Source organism: Paraburkholderia hayleyella, from assembly GCF_009455685.1.
Classification (GTDB): domain Bacteria; phylum Pseudomonadota; class Gammaproteobacteria; order Burkholderiales; family Burkholderiaceae; genus Paraburkholderia; species Paraburkholderia hayleyella.
The window spans coordinates 2,853,970-2,872,100 of the sequence record NZ_QPES01000001.1; the positions used below are offsets into that span (position 1 = coordinate 2,853,970).

Annotated in this window: 11 protein-coding genes; all 11 read left to right on the top strand. The window is 59.7% G+C overall.

Annotated elements, in window-relative coordinates; translation table 11 throughout:
• The first annotated feature begins 147 nt into the window (after nucleotides 1-147).
• The 11 genes from tssB (at nucleotide 148) to GH657_RS12600 (ending at nucleotide 17,976) form a co-directional block, all read left to right on the top strand.
• Nucleotides 148-654: a type VI secretion system contractile sheath small subunit gene (gene tssB / locus GH657_RS12550; RefSeq protein ID WP_153101208.1), complete on the top strand. Its 507-nt coding sequence runs from the start codon at nucleotides 148-150 to the stop codon at nucleotides 652-654.
• Nucleotides 655-704: 50 nt separating this feature from the next.
• Nucleotides 705-2,180, top strand: a complete 1,476-nt coding sequence (gene tssC / locus GH657_RS12555; protein WP_153101210.1) for a type VI secretion system contractile sheath large subunit — start codon at nucleotides 705-707, stop codon at nucleotides 2,178-2,180.
• Nucleotides 2,177-2,626 (top strand): type VI secretion system baseplate subunit TssE, encoded by a 450-nt coding sequence (gene tssE, locus GH657_RS12560; protein ID WP_153101212.1) that lies wholly within the window; start codon nucleotides 2,177-2,179, stop codon nucleotides 2,624-2,626. The genes tssC and tssE overlap by 4 nt, the downstream gene beginning before the upstream one ends.
• A 33-nt stretch (nucleotides 2,627-2,659) precedes the next feature.
• Nucleotides 2,660-4,426: a type VI secretion system baseplate subunit TssF gene (gene tssF, locus GH657_RS12565; protein ID WP_153101214.1), complete on the top strand. Its 1,767-nt coding sequence runs from the start codon at nucleotides 2,660-2,662 to the stop codon at nucleotides 4,424-4,426.
• Nucleotides 4,390-5,412 (top strand): type VI secretion system baseplate subunit TssG, encoded by a 1,023-nt coding sequence (gene tssG, locus GH657_RS12570; protein ID WP_153101216.1) that lies wholly within the window; start codon nucleotides 4,390-4,392, stop codon nucleotides 5,410-5,412. The genes tssF and tssG overlap by 37 nt, the downstream gene beginning before the upstream one ends.
• Nucleotides 5,409-6,749, top strand: coding sequence for a type VI secretion system-associated FHA domain protein TagH (tagH, locus tag GH657_RS12575; RefSeq protein WP_153101218.1), 1,341 nt, complete (start codon nucleotides 5,409-5,411; stop codon nucleotides 6,747-6,749). The genes tssG and tagH overlap by 4 nt, the downstream gene beginning before the upstream one ends.
• The gene (tssJ, locus tag GH657_RS12580) at nucleotides 6,746-7,828 is read left to right on the top strand and encodes a type VI secretion system lipoprotein TssJ (protein ID WP_153101220.1); all 1,083 of its coding nucleotides are present in this window, start codon (nucleotides 6,746-6,748) and stop codon (nucleotides 7,826-7,828) included. Before tagH ends, tssJ begins: the two co-directional genes overlap by 4 nt.
• Nucleotides 7,825-9,168, top strand: coding sequence for a type VI secretion system baseplate subunit TssK (gene tssK / locus GH657_RS12585; RefSeq protein ID WP_153101222.1), 1,344 nt, complete (start codon nucleotides 7,825-7,827; stop codon nucleotides 9,166-9,168). The genes tssJ and tssK overlap by 4 nt, the downstream gene beginning before the upstream one ends.
• A 7-nt stretch (nucleotides 9,169-9,175) precedes the next feature.
• The gene (gene icmH, locus GH657_RS12590) at nucleotides 9,176-10,003 is read left to right on the top strand and encodes a type IVB secretion system protein IcmH/DotU (protein WP_220094851.1); all 828 of its coding nucleotides are present in this window, start codon (nucleotides 9,176-9,178) and stop codon (nucleotides 10,001-10,003) included.
• A gap of 95 nt (nucleotides 10,004-10,098) precedes the next feature.
• Complete coding sequence (locus GH657_RS12595; RefSeq protein WP_153101225.1) at nucleotides 10,099-13,032, top strand: type VI secretion system Vgr family protein; 2,934 nt, start codon at nucleotides 10,099-10,101, stop codon at nucleotides 13,030-13,032.
• Nucleotides 13,033-13,155: 123 nt separating this feature from the next.
• Entirely contained in the window at nucleotides 13,156-17,976 is a 4,821-nt protein-coding gene (locus tag GH657_RS12600; protein WP_174769946.1) for an RHS repeat-associated core domain-containing protein, read from the top strand.
• Nucleotides 17,977-18,131 lie beyond the last annotated feature (155 nt).

The following is an 18,131-nucleotide window of genomic DNA, read 5'->3' on the forward strand; positions in this document are numbered from 1 at the left end:
GGCCATACAAAGCCATCGATTTATTTTTAGGAAATTTCACCATATATTTTATGAATTTTCCATATATAGTTTTCTTGTATCTCTAAGTTATTTTAAGTTATCTTGTTTTACGTCTGGACCAGGCGAAACTTAATAAAAGGAGCCATCATGGCAAAAATAACGGGGACGGTTGCACCCAAAGAACGAATTAACATTACTTATGTGCCAGCCACAGGCGGTCAGCATGCCGAAATCGAATTGCCATTGAAATTGCTTGTCATTGGTGATTTCAAGGGGCATGAAGAAGAAACCGCGCTGGAAGACAGGCCAGTGGTGCGTATCGATAAAGACAATTTCAACGAAGTACTTAGCGAAGCGGACGTCGCGCTGAAAGCTTCTGTTCCGCTGCGCTTGGGCGAGGCCAGGCCGGATGACACGCTCAGCGTTGAGCTGGAATTCAAAAACATCAAGGATTTTGGTCCCGATGCCGTGGCCCGGCAGGTTCCCGAGTTGCGCAAGCTGTTGGAACTGCGCGAAGCGCTAGTCGCAGTGAAGGGTCCAATGGGGAATGTTCCCGCTTTCCGCAAGCAATTGCAGGCCTTGTTGGGAGATGAGGTATCGCGCAGCAAGCTGGCCAAAGAACTCAGTGTTGCGCTGGACGGAACAGCGTCCTGACGGTTACCGCACGCCAGGCATCCGATACCCACGGTTTCAAGGATAAAAGCATGAAAACAGAAAGTGATGTCGCCACAGTTGAAGAGACGCAAACCCAGGGTCTGCTAGAGCAGATCATGGCGCAAACCCGGATAGAGCCTTCACACGAGGGATACGCTATTGCCGAGCGTGGCGTCGCGGCATTCATTGCCGAGGTACTCAAGTCAGAAGATCGGGAAGTGCCCGTCAACAAGATGCTGGTGGATCAGATGATCGACCGGATTGACGAGCAACTGAGCGCGCAAACCGATGAGATTCTGCATTGCGAGCCATTCCAGAATCTGGAAGCACGCTGGCGTGAGCTCAAGCATCTGGTCGATAACACCGATACCCGCCAGAACACCAAAATCGGCATGATGCATGTCACCAAATCCGAACTGCTGGATGACCTTGAAAGCGCTGGAGACATTACCCGTAGCGGGCTTTACAAGCATGTATACACCGCGGGCTACGGCCAGTTCGGTGGCGAACCGGTAGGTTGCATCGTCAGCAGCTACACGTTCGGCCCTTCAGCGCCCGATATCAAGTTGCTGGGCTACGTCGCTGCCATTGGCGCGATGTCTCACGCGCCGTTCCTCGGTGCCGCCGGCCCCGAGTTTCTTAACGTCGAGAATTTTCAGGAGTTGCCCAACCTGAAGGAGATTGGCGACATCTTTGAAGGGCCGCGATTTGCCAAATGGCGCAGTCTGCGGGAGGCCGAAGATTCTCGCTACCTTGGCCTGACCATGCCCCGCTTCTTGCTGCGTCAGCCCTATGACCCACTGGACAACCCGACCCGTACCTTTGTTTACCGGGAAGGGATCGACGGCAACCATGTCAACTACCTGTGGGGCAATACGTCGTTTCTGCTGGCCAATCGCATTACCGACAGTTTCGCTAGATACCGCTGGTGCCCGAACATCATTGGCCCGCTCTCCGGTGGCGCTGTGGATGATCTTCCCGTGCATTTGTACGAGTCGTTGGGCCAGTTGCAGGCCAAGATTCCGACGGAGGTCCTGGTGTCAGACCGCCGTGAATTCGAACTGTCCGAAGCGGGATTCATTCCGTTGACGATGCGCAAGGATAGCGACAATGCAGCCTTCTTTTCTGCCAATTCAGTGCAGAAACCGAAAATTTTTGCCAAGACCGCAGAAGGTCAGGCTGCGCAGACCAACTACAAGCTCGGTACGCAATTGCCGTACATGTTCATCGTCAACCGTCTGGCTCACTACCTGAAGGTGTTACAGCGCGAACAGATCGGTAGCTGGAAGGAACGCTCGGACCTCGAACGCGAGCTCAATAACTGGCTCAAGCAGTACATCGCCGATCAAGAAAATCCTTCGTCCGATGTACGTAGCCGTCGGCCATTGCGCGCTGCGCGCGTTGTCGTGCAGGACGTGGAAGGCGATCCGGGCTGGTATCAGGTGTCGCTCGCCGTGCGTCCCCACTTCAAATACATGGGTGCCAATTTCGAGTTGTCTCTCGTTGGTCGCCTCGACAAGGAATGAAAAAAAAGTCTTGGGCCACGCCTGGTACGTCCGGACAGGGCAGTCTGTTCGAGCGGCTCGATCCCGGACTCAGCCCGCGACGCCTGCGTACGAGTCAGGATCTGGCCGCCGAACGCATGCAGTCAATCAAGACCCATCTGGAATGGGTGCTCAATGCCAGGCAAGGCTGCTCTGCCAGCAGCCCTGCGCTGGGCCTGCCTGACTTCAATGATGTGGCTGCGGGCAGTACCGATCTGCGCCAGCAGTTGGGCGAACACATCCAGGCGGTGGTCACTGAGTTCGAGCCGCGGGTCAACGTGACCCGGGTTCAGGCGCTTGCAGATTCGGCTAGTCCGGTCGACCTGCATTTCCGCCTGTATTGCCTCATTCCGGTACGTAACGTACACGAGAGCATTGAGATCGACCTGGTGCTGCAGCACCACAACCGGATTGCAAGATTCTTGTAGTCCATCGAAAAATCGCCAGGGGCAGTAGCTGCAATGACATTACGTCGCAAGTTCCGTGAAGAACTGGACTATTTACGTCGCTTCGGTCGTGAGTTCTCCCATGACAATCCGCAGCTCGCTCAATTCCTCGGAGAGGAAAGCGCTGATCCAGATGTCGAGCGGCTACTGGAAGGTTTTGGTTTTCTCACGGCGAAGCTGCGGCTGAAGATCGAGGACGATCTGCCTGAGTTGACGCACTCGATGCTGCAACTACTTTGGCCGAATTACCTGCGTCCACTGCCGAGCGCCACCATCATACGTTTCGAGCCAGTTGAATCTGCGATCACGCAACGCCAGACCGTCCCCAGGGGGACTGTTGTGCTGTCACGTCCGGTTGACGGTATCCAGTGCAGCTTTCGTACCTGCACCGACGTAGACCTGTTGCCGCTCAGAATTGAGCACGTGAGCGATGCACACTCCCGCGAAAAATCCATCCTCACCATTGACCTGCAATTCCTTGGCAATAATCCGCCTGACCTCATGGACTGCGAGCGTCTGGATTTTCACCTGAGCGGCGACGACACCACAGCCCGGACGCTCTACCTCTGGATGGCCAGATACCTTGACAGGATCCGCGTCGAGATCGATGGCAAGCCCTTTACGCTACCCAGTCACCAGGTCTCGTTTCCGGGCTTTGCTCCGGAGGAAGCCTTGCTGCCATATCCGAAGAATGCGTTTGATGGATACCGCATCCTGCAGGAGTATTTTGTTTTCCCACAGCGCTTTCATTGCTTCCGCCTGAGCGGCTTGCAACCATTCTGGCCTTCCACCACGCAGAAGACATTGCGCCTCGCGTTTCATTTCAGCCGGCCGATGCCGCCAGGTATTCGTCTGCGCGACGATGACCTGTCGTTGTATTGCACGCCAGCGGTTAACCTGTTCGAGCATGACGCTGAACCCCTCAGGATTGACGGTAAGGTAGCCAGACAGCCCGTTTTCCCGACAGGCCAGCGTCCCGACGCCTACGAAATTTTCAGCATCGACGATGTCCGGGGCCTGCACCGCCAGGTCGAAGGGCGGCGCAGCGAACGACTTCGGGTTTTCCGTCCATTTGAGACGATGGCCCACGAGGTTGAGCATGCGGATGGCCGTAGCGCGATCTATTACCACACCCATATCAGCAATACGCTCAATGACATGGGCATTAACCACAGCGTCTCGTTCGTACGCGCCGATGACAGCGAATACGTGGCCAGCAGTGAAACCGTTTCGCTTTCGCTGACCTGCACCAACCGTGACCTGCCGCTAGCACTGGATGTCGGCGACATCTGCGAAGGCACCCAGACGGCGCCTCCTTTTACGACCTTTCGCAACATCACGCGACCCACCCCCTCTTATCGTCCAGTGCTGGATGGCGATCTACAGTGGAGCCTGATTTCCAACCTGTCGCTGAACTATCTGTCTTTACTGGCTGCGGAACCACTCAAGGCGGTGTTACGCGCCTACGATTTCGCGGCGCTACACGATATCCAGCACGCACGAGCCAGTAGCAAACGTCTGGCCGGAATCGGCGAAGCCAGCACCAGACCGATGGACTGGCTCATGAAAGGCTTGCCCATCCGCGGGCTGAAAACCGTGCTGAATCTCGACCAGGATGCGTTTCTCTGCGAGGGCGATCTCTACCTCTTTGGCAGCGTGCTGAGCCACTTTCTTGCGCTCTACGCCAGCATCAATTCGTTCCATGTCCTGGAAGTCGTCAACACTCGCAGCAATGAGCATTACGAATGGCCACTACAGACCGGCAAACAGCCTCTGATCTAGCCGCCGTGGAGGCTGTGCTCGCTAGCGCGAAGAACTATGACTTCTTCAGACTGCTGGAGCGACTGCATGCTTTCCACGACGATGACCTGGAAACCGTGGATCCTCTCGGGGAAGCCCAGCGGCGTATCCGTCTGAGCAGCTCTGCGGGGCTGGCATTTCCTGCCTCGGACATCAGCTTTGCCGCGCGCATGCCGGAAAGCTCGTCCAGCGAGTACCAGGTACAGGCGAATTTTTTCGGCTTGCACGGTCCTGATTCACCGCTGCCAGGGTACTACCTGGACCGTCTGGCCTATGAATACGGCCAGGGTATCGGGATTCGCCCCGCGTTTCTGGACTTTTTCCACCATCGCCTGCTGACGCTACTGCATCAGGCCTGGCGCAAGTACCGCTACCACGTGCGCTTTCGCCGGGAAGCGACCGATGGTTTCTCGCGCTATGTGTTCTCGCTGATCGGCCTCGGCAACAGAGACTTGCGTGGCGCCACGCCATTGCCCTGGAGCCGGCTTCTCGGATTTACCGGCCCGATCATCAATCGTGGACGCTCACCGTCGATGGTGGCAGGAATCGTCGCTGACTGCTTCGAACTGAAATCAGTGCAGGTGCGTGAATTCGAGGTTCGCTACGTCGATATCCCGCAGCCACAGCGCCTGATGCTGGGAAAACGCAATGGAAAAGTGGGCCAGAGCTTCATCGTGGGCAAGCGTGTCCGCACTTGCCATAACAAATTCACGCTCGTTATCTCTGGTCTCGACCAGCAACGTTTTCGCCGCTTCCTGCCTAGCGGAGAGGACTTTGCACGCCTGCGCAAGCTGATGGAATTTCTGCTGCGCGATCCGCTTGCCTATGACCTCGAATTACGCCTTCGTCCCGCCGAAGTCGCGCCCTTCAATCTTGGCCACACACGTGGCTCGCATCTGGGCTGGACCACTTTTGTCAATGGCGATAGCGCCGCTCGTTCACCTGTGCGTATCAAGGTTCGACTATGAACAAGCTGACTCTTCAACCCAGACCGTCCTCCATCGACGTGCAGTGCCTGGAGCTGGTCGTCTCCAATGCTCACGCACTGCGTGCAGGTAGCACGGGCCGTCATAGCTTCAGCCACGCGGGCGGCACCATCGGTAGCCGGGGCGCTGACTGGCTGCTTGACGATGGACAAGGCCAGGTGGAGGCGATTCATTGTGAAATCGCCTGGATCGACCATAGCTACTGCGTGCGCGACCAGAGCGGCGCCACACGGGTTAACGACACGACGACACCCCTGCGCCGTGGCGCTGCGGTCCGTCTTCGTGATGGCGATAAGCTGCATATTGGTGCCTTTGTGGTGATGGCGCATCTGCAAGCCCCGGAAAAGCTGGGCGCCAGTCAGCGTTCACTGGCACAGCACAGTATTGGTGAGCTGCTCAACGAACCCCCTGTTGGCCTGCAACCCGTTAGCGGAACGGTCATCCCACTGGAGACCACGACGCACAAGGCGGATTTCAGCGCTTTCGATGCGTTAGCGGCCAAATCCAGCGCCACGGATGAACTGGACCCACTCGCCGCCCTGGATGCGGCGCAGCGTAATCCTCCTGAAGCCGTGCCAGGTGCCGACCCGCTTGATCACACGCACTACGGCCTGAGCCCGAGCCACACCCAGGTCGACCATGCCCGTACCCGGTTCGAAGCCATATCGGGTTCACCCAGGACTCTTTCAGGAGCTTCCCCGATGCCGCAGTCCCTCCCGAAAACCGGTGATATCAACCTGTTGCTTCAGCCCCTGATCGAAGGGCTCGGTGCCGCCGTTGGTCCGATGGACCATCAGGAATGTCAGCGGTTATTGCTGGAAGCAGGCAAGGCGTTAGCCGCAGCGATTCGCGGAATCGCTGCGCTACAGGCTGCCGAAGACAGCAAGCAGCGCTATCTCGCACCCTTGTCCCGCACGCTTCAGCCCATCGAGGACAACCCTTTGCGCCTGGGGCTCGACTACCCCGATACCGTACGAGCGCTGTTTTCTGCTGGGCGCAGCGTGGTGCATCTGTCACCATCTGCGGCTATCGGGGAAAGTCTGGCCCAGGTGCATCGGCATCAGATAGCGATGACCCAGGCCATCGAAGCCGGCCTTCAGGCTTTGCTCCGTGCGTTCGCGCCCGGCCAGTTGCGCCAGCGCTTTGAGCGCTACCAGCCGGGGCCGGCCGCACAAGCCGGGGAGAAGGACTGGAACTGGCAGATGTACACCCATTACTACAACGAGCTGTCCTCGCCCCGCCAGCAAGGTTTCGAGAAACTCTTCTGGGAAGTCTTCGAGCAAGCCTACGACCAGACCCTGCGTCTGGAGTCACGATGAGGAAGGCTGCATGCATACTGCTGCCGCTTTTGCTGCTGAGTGGCTGCGGAATCGGTAGTGCGCTGAAAAAGACCGGACAGGTGCTGCTCAACCCGTCAATCCAGGTCGGCTCCAATGACGACCAGCCGACCCAGGTTGCGCTGAGCCTGTACGCGGACCACGACGTTAATCCCAATGGCCAGTACCAGGTTCCCGACCTGGATGCCCAAGACGCCGGACTGAATGACGATGACGGCCCCTATACGGTCCGCTTTGTCAGTGATAACAAACCGGCGTTGATCAACAACCTGTACCGCTTGCTCGAACATTTGCAGACCGACGTTGATCCCACTGGCTTCGTCGCAGTGCCAGCGACCGCGGCACTGTCCGGGCCGCAGGGTATCGCGCTGCGTGCTCCATTGCCGGCGACGGCTGATATCGCGGATCCACCGGATGCAGCACCTGTTGGTCAGGCAGATGAAGCAGAGGATAGCGACGAGCCGGAACTGGGCCAGTACGACGCCCATGGCCAACGGCGCAGCTTCGCACCCTCTACCGCGCAGGCGGCTCCAGCCAAAGCGCCTGGCACGCCTGTCGCGTTCAAGCTAGTGCAACTCAAGGACGATTCGTTGTTGCTGAATGCTGATCCAGACCAGTTGCGCAAGGAACTGAAAAAGGTCTTGGGAAGTACTTACCTGGACGCGGACGACTATCTGCTGCTGCCCGGCCAGTTCAAGTTCGTCCCGTTCCGCGATATTCGGAGTGACACGCGCTTCCTCGCAGTGATCGCCTATTTCCATGATGCCAATGCCGTAGCGTGGAAGGAGATCATTCCGCTGGAGCCGAAGGGACACAAGTACTCGTTGCTGGTCATGCTGAGAGGAACCCGCGTGAGTATCACCGATGAGAGAAGACCCGCAACGGCCAGTGTGTCCGCACTCACACCAGTATCCGTAGCCTGCCCGGTTCCGCCTGCCCGCACCAGGAAGCGGCCTGCTTCGCGGCCTTCCGCCCCATCATTTCCACCGCTGCCTGCGGCGTCTTCGCTTCCTGGTCTGCCGCCCTTATCCGCCTTACCTCACACTCAGGCAACACCATGACTTCACGTAACCCCGTACTCTGGGGCGAAGGGCTGTTCGTTCAGCCCCAGCATTTCCAGCAGCAAGCTCGTGCTGCCGAGTACCAGCTTAACCAGCGCCTCAGCGGCATCAGTGACCATCTCTACGGTTTCAGCGAACTGGAGATCAACCACGAGTATCTGGCTTTCGGCAAGGTGGCCATCGTACGCGCCCGTGGCGTGATGCCTGATGGCACAGTCATCGACATTCCTGGTGAACAGCCAGCGCCTGAGCCGCTGGCAATCACCGATGCCAGCATCGCCAACCAGACGGTCTACCTGACGTTGCTACTCAGGCAGGAGAGCGGGCTGGAAGTCCGCTGGCCTGACACTTACGACAATGCCCGTTATGTGACGCGCACGGAAGCCGTTAGCGACACGCATAGCCTGGAGGGTGACCGCCATCCAGTGGACATGATCATTCCCAATCTCCAGTTCGCGCTGGAACAGCAGGATCGCAGCGCCTATACCGGAATCGCTATGTGCCGCATCCTTGACCGCCGTCCTGACGGCAGTCTGGTGCTGGACGAAGATGGCTTTTATCCGACTAGCCTGTCGTTAAACGCGATTCCACCGCTACACCGTTTCGTCGGCGAAGTCGCCGGACTCATGCGTGAGCGCGCCAAGAGCATCGCTGAGCGTATTGGCTCGGCAGGGCAATCGGGCGTCGCCGACATCACCGACTTCAACCTGTTGCAAGTAATCAATCGCCTGCAGCCCTGGTTCACCCATCTGGCGCGTCAGCGCCATGTCCATCCCGAGAATCTTTACATTGCCTTTAGCCAGGCCTGCGGCGAGCTGGTCACCTTCACTGACGATGGCCGGTTGCCCCAGGAATATCCGGCCTATCAACACGATGACCTGCGTGCGTCGTTCCGCCTGCTGATGAGTACGCTGCGCCGGGCCTTGAGCACCGTGCTGCAGCCGAGGGCCGTGTCCTTGCCCATCGAGGATCAGCGCTATGGGACGTACACAGCCGACGTGCATGACCCCAGCCTCATCCCGACTGCCGAATTCGTGCTTGCCGTGCGCGCCCGCATGCAGGCCGACGAGCTGCGGCAATTATTTGTCCAGCAAGCCAAGGTCACCTCCAAGGAGCGGCTGAGTGAGCTCGTCAGCCTGCAATTGCCTGGCATCCCCCTCAAGCAGTTGCACGTGGCGCCACGGCACTTGCCCTATCACGCTGGTTTTATCTACTTCGAACTCGACCGTAGCCATCCGGCGTGGCAGGTCATGAGCCAAACCCAGAACGGCTTCGGTTTCCACGTGGCCGGCGACTTCCCCGAACTCGAAATGCAGTTCTGGGCCATCCGGAGCCAATGACATGACGATGACTGTTGCCGTAGACGACCCGCGCAGTGTGCGTTCCCGCCCGGTGCCAGACAATGGTGCCGACGTGCAGGCCCAGGCCGTGGGCTATGACCGGATCGAACAGTTCAATGGCGACCCGGACTTGAGTTTCCAGTTGCGTGGCCACGGCTGGAATCCCCTGGTGGATGGCGCCGAGCCATTGTTCGGACTGGTCATCCGCCTGCGCCGGCTGGACCGCTACAACGATGTGGGGCGTCTTTACGAAACCGTGCGCGACCAGATCAGCGCGCTGGACGATGAGATCCGCCAGCATCATTACGATAGCGCGACTCAACTGGCTTACCGTTACGCGCTGTGCGCCTTCATTGACGAAGCCGTCATGGCCACTTCCTGGGGTGGGAGCAACTCGATGTGGGCCAGGCGTTCCTTGCTCAGTCACTTCCACAACGAGACTTGGGGTGGAGAAAAGTTTTTCACCGTGCTCACCCGCATGCTCATGGAGCCTGCCAAGTACCGCGACGTGCTGGAATTCAAGTATCTGTGCCTGTGCCTGGGATTTACCGGCAAGTACGGCGTGCGCAACAACCGTGATGAGTCGCTGAACATCATCATCGACAAGCTCCACCGTGCTCTGCGTGGGCTACGCGGTGATGCTCCGGAAAAGCTCACCGATGCCGAACGCAACATCGCCACGCGGCGCTATCGCCTGGGCACGCTGCTGCCTTGGTGGACGCCTTGGGCGTGCGCTCTTGTGGTGCTGATCGGAGCCTTCCTCTACTTCACTCTCCAGCTGGATAGCAGCACCGGACAGGTACTGCGCGCGCTGGACGCGACGCTCAAGCGCTAGCGCAGGTATGCCGCGATGCCTATGCCCGCTGACAACCATACAAGCGATGAGGGTAGTACGCATCGCACGCCATTCCATCTGCTGAGGAGAATTCCATGGCCCGACAATCCGACATGCGCTTTACCTTCAGTGCGGGCGGAATCGACTTCGATGTCATCTCGTTCGAACTGGAAGAAGGCCTCAGCCAGACCTTCGTGCTGTCGCTGGAGCTGGCAAGCACTAACCCGGCGGTTGATTTTGGTGCGGTACTGGATCAGGCCGCACAGCTCACCATCTGGCGCCGCGACCAACCGGTGCGCCTGGTGTCAGGCCTGGTCAGCGAATTTGACCAAGGCGAAACCGGTTTTCGCCGCACCCGCTACCGGGCACTGGTCGAGCCCCGGCTCGCGCGTGCCGGGCTATGCGCCGACTGGCGCATCTACCAGCAGCAGAGCGTGCCGCAAATCATGGCAGCGGTGCTCAAGGAACACGAAGTCACCGATTACGGGCAGCTTGTCACCCAGCAGCACCTTCCGCGCGAATATTGTGTACAGGCGGGAGACAGCGATTTGCATTTTCTGGCCAGACTGGCTGCCGAGGAAGGCTTTTATTACGCCTTCCTGTTTCCCGAATCCGGCCACCAGTTGATCCATGGCGACAATCTCTATGTATTTGGCGCCATCGAAGGCGGCCCTGTGGATTACAACGCGCAACCGGGGGGCGATCAGCCTGGTCCGGCGCTGTGGCGCTTCCGCTATGGCGAACGGGTGCGAACGGCCCGCCAGACCCAGCGCGACTACACCTTCAGGAATCCAGTCTATAACCAGCAACATCAGTCCGACGGCCCCCAGCTTGAGCACCAGGGGCAGGACTACGAGGTCTACCAGTTTCCTGGCCGCTACAAGGCGGACGAAGCCGGCCAGCCCTTTACCACGACCCGCCTGCGGGGGCTGCGTGGCGAAGCACGTCTCGCCGAAGTGGAAGGCGACGATGCGCGTCTGGTGCCTGGGCTGGCCTTTGATTTGACAGGCCATCCACGCGCTGACCTTAACCGGGGCTGGCGCACGTTGCGCATCAGGCACCGTGGCATTCAGACCACCAGCCAGGCAGAGGAAAGCGCAGGAGCAGAGCTGGGTACCCACTACAGCTACGTTGCAGAACTGATTCCCGATGACGTTGAATGGCGTCCCCAGCTACTAGACAAGCCGCGCATTGACGGACCGCAGGTTGCCATCGTCGTCGGCCCTCCCGGTGAAGAAATCCACTGCGACCAGTGGGGCAGAGTCAAGGTCCAGTTCACTTGGGACCGGCTGGGCAAATCCGACGAACACAGCTCCTGCTGGATCCGCGTGTCGCAAAACTGGGCGGGCGCCACCTGGGGGCACATGGCGATTCCCCGCATCGGCCAGGAAGTGCTGGTCGGCCATATCGACGGCGATTGCGACCAGCCACTGGTTATCGGCCGAACTTATATGGCGCTGCAACTACCGCCGTATGAACTGCCCCGGCACAACATTCTCAGCACCATCAAGAGCAAGGAACACAAAGGCGGGCGCAATAACGAACTGCTGTTTGACGACACGCGTGGCGAAATCAGCTCCAGCCTGCGCAGCGACCAGGGGGCCAGCGCGCTCAACCTGGGCTATCTGGTCCATCCGCGCCAGGGCGGCGGCAAGGCGCGCGGCAAAGGCTTCGAACTGCGCACCGACGAACACGGTGCGGTGCGCGCCGGCGCCGGGCTGCTGCTCACCACCGAGCCTCGCCCCATGGCGTCCGGGCACCACAAGGACCTGAAGGAAACAGCGCAGCGGCTGGAAGTGGCTGGCGAGCAGCAAGACGGCTTTGGCGCGATGGCCCGCGAAGTCCAGGTGCAGGAGACTGGCGATCAGGACCTGGTCGCCCGGGCGTTGCTAAAGCAGCATAAGGGTATCGTGGGCAGCGGGTCCGGGAGCCCGGACAGCAACAATTTCCCCGAGTTCGAAGAGCCGCATCTGATGGTGGCGAGTCCGGCAGGTATCGCGCTGAGCACGCCAGGCTCCACCCACATCGCCACGGGTGCGCATATTGCGCTGAGCAGCACCGAACACATCAGCCTCACCAGCGGCAAGCGGCTGCTGGCCAGTGCGAGCCGCGGCATGCGCCTGTTCGTGCAAAACCTTGGCTATCGCCTGGTGGCTGCCGCTGGAGACATCGATATCCGTGCGCTGAAGGACAGCCTCAACCTGCTGGCCAAGCTCAATATCACGCACACCGCAGACCGCATTACGCTGAACGCGAAGACTGAGCTGGTCATCAACGGCGGCGGCAGCGCCACGGTCTACAACGCTGGCGGGATTACCCACCAGACCAGTGGCAAATATACCGGACATGCGGCCAGGTTCAGCTACACCGGCCCGAAGAACCGGGCGACGAGTTTTCCAGCACCGCCCAAGCCTGGTCAGGGGAATCTGGAATTATTTCACCGCTATGACAGCAGTTTCGCCAATGGTGCCGGCATCGCAGGCGGCACTTACGAGGTCGAAGATGCTTTGGGCAAAGTGTTCAAAGGCAAGCTCAACGATGCCGGACACAATATTGTCTCGGGCGCAGCTCCCGGACCTGCACGGGTTCAATACGGCAAGGATCCAGCGGACACCTTTGCTACTGCCAGCTATTTTGGTGGGCCGACTTGGCCGGCAGAACCCCAGCAAGGTATTACACAGCGAGCCCAGGCCTTGGCGAGTTCCCTGGTTGCCGCCCAGCAAACCGTGACCAGTCAGTCTGTTGCCAACGTCCTGGGCAACCTGGACCAGGGAGTAGGCAATCTTATGGGCGCAGATCTTGCTGTGGCGGGTCAACTGGCGGCCTCGACCAGTGTCGGCAAGGCATTGACCAGTGCCGCCAGACTGCTGGGTTCGGCACGCGCAAAAATGCAGAACGACATTCCCTCGGCTGCAGACGCGGAGGGCTGGTTGACCGGTGCTGCAGGCGCTCACACTTATGCTGGGCCAGGCGCTGTTAAGAAGGTAGCCCCGATCCAGGAGATGTCCACGCCGGGCTTCCGTGCATGAATGGGTCGGGGCTCGATATGACGACGCAAATAGGCGCGAGCTCCATGCCCCACTCCTTGATGCCTTCGCCTGACGCATCGCTGCCGTAAGGCCATGCCTTATCCCGGATTTGAGTACTCGTTTATGAATATGTCCACCAACATCGCTGTCCCATCGCGCACAAGACAGGTCGCCGTCGTGCCCGTGAACCAGATCCAGCCACGTGACGTCGCGCGCAACATCAAGGCCTTTGATGACTGGCTGGTTGGTATCAGTGACGGCACAGTTACGCTGGAAGACGTACGCAGAACCGCAGGCAACGTCCCCACGCTGCGCAACATCCTGCCGTTGGCGGACTTGTTGGGCGATATCGTCATGCTGTTACAGAATCCACAGCGCCAACCGCACGACTGGGCTGGCCTTGGTATCAACCTGCTGGGGGCCTTGCCGGCGCCAAATACTGTAGCCGCGCGCATGAGTTTGCGGCCAATGCTGTACCTCACTGGTCAGGCGTTGGAAGCGGGTGGCGAACAGCCCCTGAATGAATCGTTGCTCGCCACCTTGGCGACCCATCTGAACACCAGCATCAAAGGCGAACTCGACGACTTTGTGCAGCGCGCTAAAGCGGCACTGCCCAGTTTCCTCGACGAGGCTGCTACCCTCGGCCAGGGCTTGGTCATGGACTTGGCGAACGGCCTGGATGCGCTGGCATCCGGCAAACCGGGCATTCCGGTCAGCGAGAGAGGCACAGCGCAGAGCGCCGCTGCGGACAGCCAGTCCTGGCGCGATCCCGCCAGTGTTTTCTCCAACGTCTACGATGCGGCATTCCAATTTCACAAACGCTCGGCCAAAGACAGCCTGCATGCCGGTGCCGGGTCTATCTCGTCGGCATCGCCAGCGGGTGGGCGTGTGATGGCTGGGAAACTCCACGGCTTTGCTCTGGAACTGGCCATGCAGGTTCGGCAACTAGCCGACGCGGGAAAATCGCAGAGCTTGGGTTGGACGCTCGCGCAGCTCGAACAGGCCTTGGCCACGCAAGGTTCAGGCCTCGGGCAAAGCGCCAACGTCAAACCGGCCGTCACCAGCGTTAGCCAATCCAGTCGGCCCGGGCAACCTTTGGAAGCATGCGGCGCGGAAGGGCCGACCTCGCAGGATCCCATCCCGTGCAAGAACTGCGCTGCGAGCGGAACGGGCAGCAGCATTAGCTTTACCACCGGCAGCGAAATGATCGCCCACACAGACTTCCATCTCCCGGGGCCATTCCCGCTTGCCTGGACGCGCACCTACCGCTCAAGTCTTGGCGCATATGACAACGGCGAACTGGGCGCACGATGGATTACGCCGTACACCACGCGCTTCGATGTGGACGGCAAAGGCCTGCGCTACCACGGCGCCGACGGCCGCATCATTGACTATCCACTGCCCAAGGTCGGCGGCGTGCACGATGACCGTATTGAGGACATCACTCTGGTGCGGGTCAGCGAACACCGCCTGGTCCTGTGCCGCGGCTACGAATACCGCGAAACCTACCAGCGCCACAGCGAGCGTTACCTGCTCGTGCAGGTCGAACTGCGCGGTGGTGTGGGCCTGCTCCTGGGCTACGACCACCGCGTGGGCGAACGCGTCGTGCTCTCCGATCTCGTCACCTATCAAGATGACCCGAGCCAGCCGCATACCCACCTGGGCACCGACGTGGATGCCCACGGTCGCATCACCGGCCTGTGGCTTATGGGAGAGACGACCCCTGAGCGCCGGCTGAGCCTGTACCACTACGACGAGGCCGGCGACCTCACGCTGGCCCAGGACGAAAACACCGCTGTCTGGACCTACACCTACCAGCACCACCTGATCACCCGCTACACCGACCGCACCGGCCGAGGCATGAACCTCGCATGGCAGGGCGAGAGCACCGATGCACGCGCCGTGCACGAGTGGGCCGACGATGGCAGCTTCGAAATGCGGCTGGAGTGGGACCCGAACATTCGCCTTACCTACGTCACCGATGCCCATGGCCAGGAGACCTGGCACTACTACGACAGCCAGGGCTACACCTACCGCGTCGTGCATCCCGACAAGCGTTCCGAGTGGTTCTACCGCGACGCTGCCAAGAACGTCATCCATCACACCCACACCGATGGCAGCGCAGACCGCTACGCCTACGACGAAAACGGCAACCTGCTGGAACACATCCGTGCGGACGGCACCACAGTGCACTACGCGTGGAATACAAAAGACCAGCTCATCAAGATCAGCGATGCCGAAGGAGGACTCTGGCAGCGCGACTACGACACGCGCGGCCGACTGACCGAAGTCATCGACCCACTGGGCAACAAGACCGAATACGCCTACAACCTGATGGGCCTGCCCATCGGCATTACCGATGCCAACGGCCGGCAAAAGCAGCTTGAGTACGACACTAACGGACAGCTCACGCGCTACGTAGATTGCTCTGGCAAGGTCAGCACGTGGACCTATGACGAGCGCGGCCAAATAGTCCAATTCACCGACGCCTCAGGGCAGGTTGCTTGCTCCCGCTACGAGGCAGGCCAGCTCGTAGCGGTGCAGTTCTCCGGCAACGCTGAACACCGGTTCGAGCGTGATGCCGAAGGGCGGCTCCTTGTCTATACTGACCCGCTGGGCCGCCGTACCCGGTGGAGCTATACCGTCGCGGGTCTGCTGGGCCAGCGCGTGGATGCCAGCGACCAGACCGTGCATTACCACTGGGATAAACTGGGGCGCCTCGTGCGCCTACGTAACCAGAACGGCCGAGACTCTGAGTTTCGTTATGACTCGGTTGGACGCCTGCTCGCGGAGACTGGCGTCGACGGCGCCACCACTCGCTACGAGTACGACCCGCGTAGCGGGCACCTGTCGAGTGCCGTCAACGGACAGCGCATCACCGCCTACCTTTTCGACGAGCGGGGACGCTTGATCGAGCGCCGCGCCGCGCTGAAAACTGGAGAATCCATTCCGCGCGATGCTGATTGGCAGATCGAGCGCTTCGCTTACGATGGCAACGGCAACCTGGCGCTGGCCAGCAACGCCGACAGCCGCCTGCAATGGTTCCACGACGCGGCTGGCAATCTGGTGCGCGAGCACCAGCACTATCGCTGCCTGGGTAAGCCGCTGGTCGCTGTGTGGCTCCACGAATACGACACGCTCAATCAGCGAACCGCCACTGTGCGTCCAGACGGTCACCGGGTGAACTGGCTCATCTACGGCAGCGGCTATCTGCTGGGGCTGCAACTGGATAATCATGAACTGTCCAGCTACGAGCGCGACGACCTGCACCGCGAAGTCGCACGCCTGCAAGGCAACCGCCTGCTACAGACACAGAGGTGGGATGCGCTGGGCCGCCTCAGCGAACAGGTGCTGGCGCGCGACGGCCTTAAAGACCTACAAGGCCAAACCGATGGTGGTCGGCTGCTGGTGCGCCGTTATCACTACGATGCCGGCGGACAGCTCACCGGCATCAATGACACGCGACGCGGTGAGTTGCGCTATGGCTACGACCCGGTGGGCCGATTGCTGGAGGCACAAAGCCTCCTGGGTGTGGAAACCTTTGCCTTCGATCCAGCCGGCAACCTGATCGACCCGGCCGAGCGGCGGGAAGCCGAGCGCCAGCGTATGCCAAGCCCGAAAGCGCTGGACAACCGCCTCAAGCAGTACGGCGGCACCCACTATCAGTACGATGCCTGGGGCAACCTCGCCCACCGCTGGACGAACGGGCAGGAGAGCCATTTCACCTGGGACCTGTTCGACCGGCTCACGCACTACGAAGACGAACGCCTGCAAGCTGACTATGGCTACGATGCGCTGGGCCGTCGGCTGTACAAACACACCCGGGCGCACTACGAGGAGCGACGTGAGGCCGGTGCGCAGTGGAACCGCGCAGAGCGCCTCAAGGTGAATCGCCAACACCAGTGTGGCTTCACGCTCTACGGGTGGGATGGCGATACCCTGGCATGGGAAAGCACCATTGCCGATGAAGATGGCTTTGGGGCCCGTACCACGCACTATGTCTACGAGCCCGGCACCTTCGTACCAGTGGCACAGGCGGTGCGCGCAGACGCGATCCTGCTGCAGGATGAGCCGCGTTACGGCGCACACTATCTCCGCGACAACGACCCTCTCTGGCTACCACTGCCACCCGCCCCGGCCATCGACAGCCTGGCCTGGTACCAGTGCGACCATCTCGGCACGCCGCAGGCGCTGACAGATTCCTCGGGCAGGATCATCTGGAATGCAGAGCAATGTGTGTGGGGAACCGTAGAGGAATCGTCGGGTAACACGGCCAACACCGCACGAATGGCTAACCCGATCCGTTTCCTCGGGCAGCATCATGATGCTGAATCGGGCTTGCACTACAACCGCTACCGCTATTACGACCCGGACGTCAGGCGTTACGTCTCGAAAGACCCGATCGGGCTACGCGGCGGCTACAACCTGTATGCCTATGTGCGGAACGCGCCAACGATGCGTAGCGATCCGTTGGGACTGCAGGTTCTAGGTGGGTTTCTTAACATGCCCGGAGTGCGGGCACGTGCATCAGAGATGCACTGGAGAATAGAGCAGGGACAGAGCAATGAACAAATCATGCGGGAAATGTATCCGATGCCACGGCCAATCTTGACAGGTGAATGCCGCGCTTCCGGTAGTTATGCCGTAGGAATGGGCGCGGGTGTTGGCGTTGCGGCGAATGAAATATCTGGCCCAAGTGGACAGTTCAATCTCTTGACAGTCGGTACGGGCGCTCGCGCAGCCGCTTCTTGCGGATTCAGGCTTCGAGATCCAGATGCCCAAAACCTGCCTGTTTCAGTGGGTGGGGGAATGGGCTTGGGGATTTTCACCATCGAAGTGCAGCAGACAGATGGATGGCCTGAGCTCTACATAGGACTGGGACCCAGCATTGGAGTGGATGCTAAAACCCCCGTTTCACCGGCTATTTCCGTACCTTTGTACTAGTCCTCCATGTTTGATGCCGCAAAAATTTCTCCATACGAAAACAGGTCATGAAATGCTAGAAAGCTACACGTGTGAAGATATTAAAACTATCAGAGTCGCATTATTTTTTATTGCGGGAATTTTTGTATTTACTGGAATTTTTATATCACACTGGT

Coding starts and splice junctions, on each gene's coding strand:
- tssB (WP_153101208.1), top strand. CDS start 148: ATGGCAAAAATAACGGGGACGGTTGCACCCAAAGAACGAATTAACATT.
- tssC (WP_153101210.1), top strand. CDS start 705: ATGAAAACAGAAAGTGATGTCGCCACAGTTGAAGAGACGCAAACCCAG.
- tssE (WP_153101212.1), top strand. CDS start 2,177: ATGAAAAAAAAGTCTTGGGCCACGCCTGGTACGTCCGGACAGGGCAGT.
- tssF (WP_153101214.1), top strand. CDS start 2,660: ATGACATTACGTCGCAAGTTCCGTGAAGAACTGGACTATTTACGTCGC.
- tssG (WP_153101216.1), top strand. CDS start 4,390: ATGGCCACTACAGACCGGCAAACAGCCTCTGATCTAGCCGCCGTGGAG.
- tagH (WP_153101218.1), top strand. CDS start 5,409: ATGAACAAGCTGACTCTTCAACCCAGACCGTCCTCCATCGACGTGCAG.
- tssJ (WP_153101220.1), top strand. CDS start 6,746: ATGAGGAAGGCTGCATGCATACTGCTGCCGCTTTTGCTGCTGAGTGGC.
- tssK (WP_153101222.1), top strand. CDS start 7,825: ATGACTTCACGTAACCCCGTACTCTGGGGCGAAGGGCTGTTCGTTCAG.
- icmH (WP_220094851.1), top strand. CDS start 9,176: ATGACTGTTGCCGTAGACGACCCGCGCAGTGTGCGTTCCCGCCCGGTG.
- GH657_RS12595 (WP_153101225.1), top strand. CDS start 10,099: ATGGCCCGACAATCCGACATGCGCTTTACCTTCAGTGCGGGCGGAATC.
- GH657_RS12600 (WP_174769946.1), top strand. CDS start 13,156: ATGAATATGTCCACCAACATCGCTGTCCCATCGCGCACAAGACAGGTC.